Below are 6,884 nucleotides of genomic sequence, written 5' to 3'. Positions count from 1 at the left end.
CGGCAGTGCCGCAGCCCGCACCGGCGCTGCCGCCACCGCGGGCACCGCGCCATTGCGGCCGAACAGGTGCGCCGCCAGCGCCGAGGCCAGCACGCCGTCGGCGAGGGCATGGCAGATCTGCAGCACCGCAACCGAACCCGACCCGGCTCCGGGGATTTCGTCGACCTTCGGGAACACATGCAGGCGCCAGGTGATGTCGCGGGCATCGAGCGGCTCGTCGGTCAGCCCCGCGACCGCGGTCAGGCATCCCTGCCAGGTCGGCGGGTCGACATCGTGCACCACGATCTGGTCGGCGGTCACCTCCCGCTGCGCCCAGACCGGATACGTCCAGAAGTCGGTGTCGTCGACCCGCACCCTGAAGTCGGCACACGCTCGCGCCCGGTCACGCACCATGTCGAGTGCACCCTCGAGGCTGTCCGGCTGACCGCCGAACGCGTACAGCAGGAACTGGTCGCTGGGAACCGAGGCCGACATCCAGTAGGTCTGGGCGTCGACCGCTGCGAGCCGGCGCACCGTCATGGGCCCAGGCTAGGCTGGCCGGCATGCCGACGCTGCCGGGGCCCTCCGCCACCGGGGCGGTGCTGGTCACCGGCGCGTCGTCGGGGATCGGCGAGCACATCGCCCGCGAGTTCGTCCGGCGTGGACATCAGGTGATTCTGGTGGCTCGCCGCGCCGACCGTCTCGGCGAGCTCGCCGCGGAGCTCGGCGGTGGCGCCCATGTGCTGGCCGCCGACCTGGCCCGGCCCGCCGACCGGGCGGCACTGCCGGACCGGGTGGCCGAACTCGGGCTGACGGTGGACGTGCTGGTCAACAACGCCGGGATGGCCAACGTGGGCGGGGTCGCCGGCATGGACGTGGACGCCGAGCTGCGGCTTATCGAGGTCGATGTCGCCGCGGTGGTCGATCTGTGCACCCGGTTCGTGCCCGGCATGGTCGCCCGCGGCCGGGGCGCGGTGCTCAATGTCGCATCGGTCGGCGCGTTCGGGCCGGTGCCGTGGCAGGCGTCCTACGGCGCGGCGAAAGCGTTCGTGCTGTCGTACACCGAGGCGATGGCCGAGGAGTTGAAGGGCACCGGCGTCGCGGCCGCGGTCGTGTGTCCGGGCCCGGTACGCACCGGATTCGGCGAAGCCGCAGGCATTCCTGACGCCGAAGCGGAGAAGCTGCTGCCGAAGTTCTTGTGGGAGCAGCCCGATGCCGTCGCCCGGACCGCTGTCGACGGTCTGGCCGGCGGTAGACGGGTGATCGTGCCCGGCCGGGCGAACCGCGTCGCGGCGGCGCTGAACCGGCTCGCACCACGCTGGATCCTGTTGCCGATGCTGGGCCGCGGCCACCCGGGCCGCGACCGCCGCTGAGCGGCTACACCGGGTCGAACTTGGAGATCAGCCAGCGGTCGCCGTCCTTCTCCAACGTGACCCGCACGCTCGACGCGGTGTCGGTGGGCACAGCAGCGCCGACCGACACCGTCTGGTTCACGAACAGCAGCACCACGGCCTCGTTCGGAGTGGCCGACACCGACGCCGCCGCGGGCACCGACGCGACCGCGGAGATCTGCTGCTCCTTCGCGCCCGGGATCACCACATCGTCGGTCAGCGACGTGTAAGCCTCCCGGAAATCGCCGGTCAGCAGATCGCGCGCCGCACTCAGCTGCTCCTCGACCTTGTCGGGGGTGTAGGACAGCAGCGCGATCGTGCTGTCGCGAGCCGCCTGCACCGAGGTCATCGCGGCGATCTCGTTGTTGCGCACCGAGTTGTCGCGCCACTTCAGGTAGCCAGCACCCATCGCGAGCACCAGCGCCAGCGCGGGCAGCACGGCGAACGCGACCACACGCGGCCACGCCACACCCTTCTTGGCCGACTTGTCGGCCGACACTGCCGGCTGGGACTCTTCAGCCCCTTCGGCCTCTTCGGATTTCGCAACCTCTTCGGCTTCGGTTGCCTCGGTGGCCTCTTCGGCTTCGGTGGCCTCGGTTGCCTCGGTTGCCTCGGTTGCCTCGGTTGCCTCGGTGGCCTCGGTTGCCTCGACGATCTCGCTCTTCTCGTCGCCGGGCACGTCGCCCTTCACATCTTCACTCACGGCACGAACTCCACTTTCGACACCTTGGCCTCGCCGTCGACCTCCTGCACGGATATCCGCATCCGCCAGGCCCGCGGCTGTTGTTCGGGCGCACCGGCATTCGTCGTTTGAACGGTCACCGCGACGAGCACCTGGGCTTCGTCGTCGCCGACGCTCTCCAGACCGGCCTCGGCGACGGTACCGACCGATTTCGACTGGGCTTGCTTGACCACCTCGACGAAAGGCTCGGCGCGCTGCTGGAATTCGTCGTAGAACGTGCCGGTCGCCGAATCCAGAATGCGCTGTACGTCGGCGTCGGCGTTCTCCCAGTCGATGGTCGTCAGGTTCACCGCGCCCTGCCTGCCGACCTGCAGGAACACACTGCGCTGCGCCTCGGCGCGGTCGGACTCGTAGGCCCGGTACCCGAGCCACCCGCAGAGCGCGGCGAGCGCCACCACCGCGACGATGCCGGCGATCAGCGCAAGCTTGACGTGCGAGATCGGGGTGCGGGCCGCAGGTTCGGTGTCGGTCTCGTCGGCGGCTGCCGGGTCACCGACGGTCTCGTCGGTGACATCGGTCGTGGAGTCCGCGGCCTCCACGGCTGTCGACTCGGGTTCGACGGCGCCGGACGCGGGCTCGTCCGCCGGTGCGGCCGGCTTCGTCAGTTCCCCGTCGGGGGCAGCAGCATCGTCTGCCATGTTCGCTCCTCTGTGGCACTTTCTGCCAGATTGGACTGTGTGTACACACGTCCGTCCGGACCAACGTACGTGCCGTCGGCGGGATCGTATTCGGCGACCGCCACGGGTGGTTCCGCCGGGCCTGGTGGGGCGACGGCCTCGGCAGGTTGCTGACCCGGCCGCAGCTGCGGCACGGCCTGCCCCGACAACGTCGCGTTCGGGTCGCCCTTCCAGTTGTATCCCTCGTTCAGCGGGACGTAGACCTCGTTGCTCTCGCACATCGCGGCGCTCGGCGCCCGCTTACCGGGCACCGTGATGCAGGGCAGGTTGCGGGCGCCGCGCACGTTGAAGGCACCGTCCTGCGGCACCCGGCAGTAGAGGTCGCCGGCGGGCCGTTCGGGATAGTCCTCGAACGTCGGCGCCCGCTGCTGCTGGGCCGGCAGGAAGCCGGTGGTGCACGGCGGCGGCACGTTCAGGTTCAGGTTGAAGACCAGGTAGTCGCCCATGTAGTCCTGCTTGGTCCCGTGCTTGGAGACGCCGACGGCCTGGGTCACCGCGGTGCCCTGGGGCAGCAGCACCAGCAGCTGCTCCAGGCTGGGCTGGTAGGCGACGGCCACCTCGCCGACGCTGACCAGGTTGGCCAGCACGACCGGCAGCGTCGGCTGCAACCGGTCGAACAGCGCCCTGGTCTCCTCAGCGGCGCCGGGACCTTTGCTGAGCAGACCTGAGACCGCGGCGTCCTCGCGTTGCAGCTGCCCGGTGACGTCGGCCAGGTTGGCCGCCCACGCCCGGATCGAGCCCGACGTGTCGATCTGGGAGTCCAGCACGGGCTCGGACTGGTCGATCACCGTGGTCAGCGAGTCGAGCTCCTGCCGCGCGTCGATGGCCAGCTGAGTCGATCCGCTCACCAGTCGACGCAGCTCGGGTCCCAGACCGCCGACCGCTTCGTAGGCCTCGTCGACGACGGTCCGGAGGTTGTCCTGCGGAATCGCCTGCAAGCCTTCGTTGGTCAACTCGAGGACGGCGTTGACGTCGGCGGGCACCTTGGTGCGGTCGCGCGGGATGACGTCGCCGTCGCGCAGTTCCGGGCCCTCGGCGCTCTGCGGCGTCAGCTGCACGAACTGCTCACCGACCGCCGACTGGCTGCGCACCTCGGCGATGACGTCGGCCGGGATCTTGACGTCGGAGTTCAACGACAACTCGGCCGCTACCCCGCGGTCGGTCAACCCGACGCGGTCGACGACGCCGACCTGTGAACCCCGGTAGGTGACGTTGCTGCGCTCGTAGAGGCCGCCGGTCTCGGGCAGCTCGACGGTCACCTTGTACTGGCCGATGCCGACCATCTCCGGCAGCCGCATGTAGCCGAAGACCATGGTCCCGACGGCGGCCACGGCCAGCACCGAGAAGATCGCCACCTGGATCAGAATCTTGCGTGTCAGTCGCATGTCAGCGCCCCTGATCCCAGCGGTACGGCGCCACCAGCGGGTTGCCCGCGGTGTACGGGCTCGGCATCTGCCCGATCGTGCGGCCCCACTGCAGCTCCAGTTCGGTCAGGTCACCTTCCCAGCGGGTGCCGGTGAAGAAGCCGGAGTCGAGGCGGCTCAGCGTCAGGTCGACGACCAGCGTCAGGTTCGCGTAGTCGCCGCGCATCCAGTTCGTCAGCGTCTCCTTGGGGAACGGGAACGTCGGCAGGAAGCTCAGCGAGCGGGTGAGCGCGGGTCCGGCGTCGGCCAGCGACTGCAGCACCGGGCCGAGGTCCTTGAGTTCCTGGACGAGCGCCTCGCGGGTCTGGTTGACCGAGTCGGCGGCCAGCGCGCTGAACCGGCCGAGCTGCACCAGTGCCTCGGACAAGGTGTCGCGCTGGTCGCGCAGTACCGCCAGCGCATCCGGGATCGTCTTGAGCGCCCGGTCCACCACGGGCTTCTGCTCGGCGATCTGACCGACCAGGGTGTTCAGGCTCTCGGAGGTCGCGATGATGTCGTCGGTCTGGTCCTCCAGGTGCCCGACCGCGATGTCGAGCTGCTCGATCAGGCTGCGCAGGTCGTTCTCGCGTCCGGTGAACGCGGTCGACAGCGCATCGGTGATGTCCTGGATGTTGCCGATGCCGCCGCCGTTGAGCAGCAGAGCGACCGCTGCCAGCGCCTGCTCGGTGGTCGGGTATGCGCCCGCGGACGCCAACGGGATCACCGCCCCCTGGGCCAACCTGCCCTGCGGCGCATCCTCGGTGGGCGCGGCGAGCTCGATGTGCTGGGAGCCGAGCAGGCTGGTCTGACCGACCTTGGCGACCGCGTTGGCCGGAAGCACCACGTCGCGATCGAGGGACATCGTCACCAGCGCGTTCCAGCCCTGGCGCTCGATCTTGGTGACGGTGCCGACGTTGACGTCGCCGACCCGCACGCGTGAGTTCTGCTCGACGTTGTCGACGTCCGGCATCTGCGCCTGGATGGTGAACGAGCCGGGCCCACCGCCCTGAGTTCCCGGCAGCGCAACGGAGTTCAGGCCGCGCCAGTCGCTGCAGCCGGACGTCACCAGTGCCGCGCAGAGCACCGCGACGCCGGCCCCGAGTCGGGTCCTGGAGGTGGTCACGACCCTCCTCCCGGCACCATCATGCCCAGCAGACCGTCGTCCGGGTTCGTCGTCGTCGGGGCCTCGGCGGCCAGCGCCGGGGTCTCCGGCTCGGCGCCGAGCGGCACGGGCAGCCCCGGCGGCGGCGGAGCGGCCGGCGGGATGTAGTCCGGGCGCAGCCAATCCTCGCTGTAGGTCAGCTCGTTGGGCCGGGTGGTGGCGCCGACGAGCTGGTTGAGTCCCAGCGGCGGGAAGTTGTACTGGCGGTTCTTGATGATCGGCGCCAGGTACTGCACGCACAGCTTGGCCGACTCCTCGGCACCCAGCCGGGACGCGGCCTGCACTGCGCCGCAGAGGAACTGGATGGGATTGGCGAAGTTGTTGATCTGCGGGACGCTGCTGATCGCGCCCTGGGCGGGCTGCCAGATGTTGGTGTAGTTCTGGAACGTCGTCGGCGCCACGTGCAGGAACTGCTTGATGTCCTCGAGGCTCTCGTTGAGCGCGGTGGTGACGCCCGCCAGCTTGTCCGAGGTGGTGCCGAGCGCTTCGCGGTTCTCGGCGACGAAGCTCTGCACCTCGCCGACGGCGTCGTTGAGATCCCGCACCGCGGCGCCGACTTCGTCCGGGCCGTCGGCCAGCACGCCGGTGACCGAGGCCAGGTTCTGGTTCAGCTGCCGCATCAGGTCGGTGCTGTCCTGCAGGGCCGACACCAGGATCGCCAGGTTCTTGATCGTCGAGAAGATGTCGGTGCTGTGGTCGCCGAGCGCCGAGATCGCCTGGGACAGCTTGATGACGGTCTGCCGGATGTTGACGCCCTGGCCGCGCAGGTTGTCGGCGGTGGTGTTGATGACCGAGCCGAGCGGGCTCACCCCGCCGGGTTCGGTGGGCTGCAACGTCTCGCTGAGGCGCTGCAACTGCTGGCGCACCTGGTCCCATTCGACGGGAACCACGGTGCGCTCCAACGGGATCACGGTGTCGTCGCCCATCACCGGACCTCCGGTGTAGGCGGGGGTCAGCTGGATCGCGCGGGCGGTCACCAGGGCCGGCGACAGGATCGCGGCCTTCGCGTCGGCCGGCACTTCATAGCGCTCGTCGTACCAGAACGAGATCTTCACGCGCTCGGGTTCCGGGTCGATCGAGGTGATCTTGCCGACCGGCACGCCGAGGACACGCACGTCGTCACCGACGTAGATGCCGTTGCTGTTCTCGAAGTACGCGACGACGTTGACTCTGTTCACCTTGTCGGTGGTGCGCACCAGCGTCGCGACGCCGGCGACCAGCAGCAGGACCAGCACGAGGCCGACCCAGGTCCGGAGATTTCTCATGGCCTGCCCTCCGCGGGAACGAGCGGAGGCGCTTCACCGGGGGCCGGATCGAACACCGCGCCCGGGTTCGGGCTCGGTGTCGACTCGATACCGTGCGGCGCGGGTGCGGGCGGACCCGGCGGCGGACCGCCCGGTGCCGGCGCGGGCGGAGGTTCGCGGTACGGGTAGCAGCCGGTCGGCCCGGGCAGCGGGATCCCCGCCGGGCCGCAGCCCTGGTCTCCCGGGTTGCCGGTGATGGCGTCCGGAATCGTCATCCGCGGCTCCC

At 69.9% G+C, this 6,884-nt stretch carries 6 protein-coding genes and 2 pseudogenes; 1 reads left to right on the top strand and 7 read right to left on the bottom strand.

Features of this window, described 5'->3' with window-relative positions:
* Positions 1 to 519: pseudogene (locus MVA01S_RS09960) on the bottom strand (DUF1298 domain-containing protein); the annotation flags it as partial.
* Between the two features lie 23 nt (positions 520 to 542).
* On the opposite strand from MVA01S_RS09960, the gene MVA01S_RS09955 reads away from it, so the two are divergent.
* On the top strand, positions 543 to 1,352 hold the full coding sequence (locus tag MVA01S_RS09955) for an SDR family NAD(P)-dependent oxidoreductase (RefSeq protein WP_003931130.1): 810 nt from the start codon (positions 543 to 545) through the stop codon (positions 1,350 to 1,352).
* Positions 1,353 to 1,356: 4 nt separating this feature from the next.
* On the opposite strand, the gene MVA01S_RS31725 is transcribed toward MVA01S_RS09955, so the two are convergent.
* The 6 genes and pseudogenes from MVA01S_RS31725 to MVA01S_RS09925 form a co-directional block, all read right to left on the bottom strand.
* Positions 1,357 to 2,073, bottom strand: coding sequence for an Rv1363c family protein (locus MVA01S_RS31725; RefSeq protein WP_040541529.1), 717 nt, complete (start codon positions 2,071 to 2,073; stop codon positions 1,357 to 1,359).
* Entirely contained in the window at positions 2,070 to 2,750 is a 681-nt protein-coding gene (locus MVA01S_RS09945) for an Rv1363c family protein (protein WP_003931128.1), read from the bottom strand. Before MVA01S_RS09945 ends, MVA01S_RS31725 begins: the two co-directional genes overlap by 4 nt.
* Positions 2,714 to 4,174, bottom strand: coding sequence for an MCE family protein (locus MVA01S_RS09940; protein WP_003931127.1), 1,461 nt, complete (start codon positions 4,172 to 4,174; stop codon positions 2,714 to 2,716). The genes MVA01S_RS09945 and MVA01S_RS09940 overlap by 37 nt, the downstream gene beginning before the upstream one ends.
* A 1-nt stretch (position 4,175) precedes the next feature.
* Positions 4,176 to 5,315 carry an MCE family protein gene (locus tag MVA01S_RS09935; protein ID WP_003931126.1) on the bottom strand — a complete coding sequence of 380 codons (1,140 nt, stop codon included), beginning with the start codon at positions 5,313 to 5,315 and terminating at the stop codon, positions 4,176 to 4,178.
* The gene (locus MVA01S_RS09930) at positions 5,312 to 6,619 is read right to left on the bottom strand and encodes an MCE family protein (RefSeq protein ID WP_003931125.1); all 1,308 of its coding nucleotides are present in this window, start codon (positions 6,617 to 6,619) and stop codon (positions 5,312 to 5,314) included. Before MVA01S_RS09930 ends, MVA01S_RS09935 begins: the two co-directional genes overlap by 4 nt.
* A pseudogene (locus tag MVA01S_RS09925) lies at positions 6,616 to 6,884 on the bottom strand (mammalian cell entry protein); the annotation flags it as partial. The gene MVA01S_RS09930 and the pseudogene MVA01S_RS09925, both read right to left, overlap by 4 nt.

Origin of the sequence: Mycolicibacterium vaccae NBRC 14118 = CIP 105934 (genome assembly GCF_001552715.1) — a bacterium.
GTDB lineage: Bacteria > Actinomycetota > Actinomycetes > Mycobacteriales > Mycobacteriaceae > Mycobacterium > Mycobacterium vaccae.
The sequence above is the reverse complement of the archived record's forward strand: the minus strand, read 5'-3'. Positions and strand labels throughout refer to the sequence as shown.

What these genes read in the sequence shown, in the direction of transcription:
- MVA01S_RS09940 (WP_003931127.1), bottom strand. Translation starts at nt 4,174, where the DNA reads ATGCGACTGACACGCAAGATTCTGATCCAGGTGGCGATCTTCTCGGTG.
- MVA01S_RS09945 (WP_003931128.1), bottom strand. Translation starts at nt 2,750, where the DNA reads ATGGCAGACGATGCTGCTGCCCCCGACGGGGAACTGACGAAGCCGGCC.
- MVA01S_RS09955 (WP_003931130.1), top strand. Translation starts at nt 543, where the DNA reads ATGCCGACGCTGCCGGGGCCCTCCGCCACCGGGGCGGTGCTGGTCACC.
- MVA01S_RS09930 (WP_003931125.1), bottom strand. Translation starts at nt 6,619, where the DNA reads ATGAGAAATCTCCGGACCTGGGTCGGCCTCGTGCTGGTCCTGCTGCTG.